Below are 1,604 nucleotides of genomic sequence, written 5' to 3'. Positions count from 1 at the left end.
GACCACAGGGCCGCCCGCCGCCCCCCGACGCCGAGCGCGTCGAGTGCCCCCGCGGTGGCCAGCGCCTCCATCTGTCGGACGGTCAGCCCGGTGCGGCCGGCGAGGTCGGCGGCCGAGAGGTACGGGCCGTGGGTGTCGCGCTCGTCGGCGATCGCCGTGGCGAGATCGGTGCCGATGGCCCGCACGGACTCCAGGCCGAGACGCACCTCGGTACCCCCGTTCTCACACGTGGCACCGCCGATCGAGCGGTTGACGCAGGGGCGGTGCACGGTGACGCCGTGCCTGCGGGCGTCGGCCACGAGGGACTGCGGCGAGTAGAACCCCATCGGCTGGCTGCGCAACAGCGCCGCACAGAAGACGGCCGGGTGGTGGCACTTGAACCACGCCGAGTAGTAGACGATCGCCGCGAAGGACTGGGAGTGGCTCTCGGGGAAGCCGTAGTTGGCGAACGCGCACATCTTCTCCCAGATCCGCTCCCCCACCTCGGGCCCGGTGACCGGTGTCCCGGGGGGGCTGGTGCCGATGCCGTGGAGGTCACGCATGCCCGCGAAGAACCTCTCCCGCAGCCGCGCCATCCGCTCGGGTGAGCGCTTGGCCCCCATCGCCCGGCGGAGCTGGTCCGCCTCCGCCCCGGTGAACCCGGCGATCTCGGTGGCGATCTGCATGAGCTGCTCCTGGAACAGCGGGATCCCCAGCGTCCGCCCCAGGGCCGCCTCGAGCGCGGGGTGGTCGAACACCACCTCCTCCCGCCCGTTGCGTCTACGGATGTAGGGGTGCACGGAGCCGCCCTGGATGGGGCCGGGGCGGATGAGCGCCACCTCCACCACGAGGTCGTAGAACGTCCGCGGCCGGAGTCTGGGCAGCGTGGCCATCTGCGCCCGCGACTCCACCTGGAACACCCCCACGGAATCACCCCGGCACAGCATCTCGTAGACCTCGGGATCGGAGAGGTCCAGTCGGGCCAGGTCCACCTCGAGGTCCTTGTGCTCGGCCGCGAGGTCGATGGCGTGGTGTAGCGCCGTGAGCATCCCCAGCCCCAGCATGTCGAACTTGACCAGACCGACCGCCGCGCAGTCGTCCTTGTCCCACTGCAGGACCGTCCGCCCGGGCATGCGCGCCCATTCGACGGGCACCACGTCGGCCACCGGCCGGTCGCAGATCACCATGCCGCCGGAATGGATGCCGAGGTGCCGGGGCAGTCCGACGAGTCTGCGGGCCAGCGCCAGCACGTCGGCCGGGACGGTGTGCTCGGTGGCCTCCCGCTCGTGGTTCTTCAGACCCGACCACCGGTCCACGCTCTTGGACCACGCGTCCTGCTGCCCGGTGGAGTACCCGAGTGCCCGGGCCACGTCCCGCACGGCCGACCGCCCCCGGTAGGTGATGACATTGGCGACCTGCGCGGCATGGTCCCGCCCGTAGCGGGAGTAGACGTACTGGATGGCCTCCTCCCGACGACCGGACTCGATGTCCACGTCGATGTCGGGCGGACCGTCCCGCTCCGGGGACAGGAATCGCTCGAAGAGCAGGTGCGCGCCCACCGGGTCGACGTTGGTGATGCCGAGGGCGTAGCAGACCGCCGAGTTTGCGGCCGACCCCCTGCCCTG

At 71.5% G+C, this 1,604-nt stretch carries 1 protein-coding gene; it reads right to left on the bottom strand.

Annotation, left to right across the window (positions count from 1 at the left end; translation table 11 throughout):
- Positions 1 to 1,604 (bottom strand): DNA polymerase III subunit alpha (gene dnaE, locus G6031_RS18305; RefSeq protein WP_182654053.1); only part of this gene is annotated, 1,604 nt, incomplete at both ends.

This window comes from Dietzia sp. CQ4 (assembly GCF_014145125.1).
Taxonomy (GTDB): domain Bacteria; phylum Actinomycetota; class Actinomycetes; order Mycobacteriales; family Mycobacteriaceae; genus Dietzia; species Dietzia natronolimnaea.
The sequence above is the reverse complement of the archived record's forward strand: the minus strand, read 5'-3'. Positions and strand labels throughout refer to the sequence as shown.